This window comes from Flagellimonas olearia (assembly GCF_009184425.1).
Classification (GTDB): Bacteria; Bacteroidota; Bacteroidia; order Flavobacteriales; family Flavobacteriaceae; genus Flagellimonas; species Flagellimonas olearia.
Genome location: NZ_WELG01000236.1, coordinates 1 through 301, shown reverse-complemented (window position 1 = coordinate 301; position 301 = coordinate 1). Strand labels below are relative to the sequence as shown.

At 60.5% G+C, this 301-nt stretch carries 1 protein-coding gene; it reads right to left on the bottom strand.

The window, feature by feature from the left end; all coding sequences use genetic code 11:
* On the bottom strand, positions 1-301 hold a 301-nt coding region (locus tag F8C76_RS19795), incomplete at both ends, for an alcohol dehydrogenase catalytic domain-containing protein (RefSeq protein WP_439108305.1).

The window sequence follows — 301 nt, the reverse complement described above, 5'->3', positions numbered from 1 at the left end:
CAGCCACATGACCCACACCACCGGTACCCCCATGAACCAGCAGAGTCTGCCCGGCGCTGGCGCCGGCACGCTGCAGCCCTTCGTAGGCGGTTATACCAACCAAGGGCAGGGCGGCGGCTTCGCGCATGGACAAGCGTTTTGGCTTGTGGGCAACCAGGCGAGCATCCGCCGGAATGTATTCAGCCAAAGCGCCTTGTAAATCCGCTAGACCTCCAGCGCAGCCGTAGACTTCATCACCTGAGGTAAAGCTGGTGACTCCGGCACCGACAGACTCAATGGTTCCGGCAAAATCCATACCCAA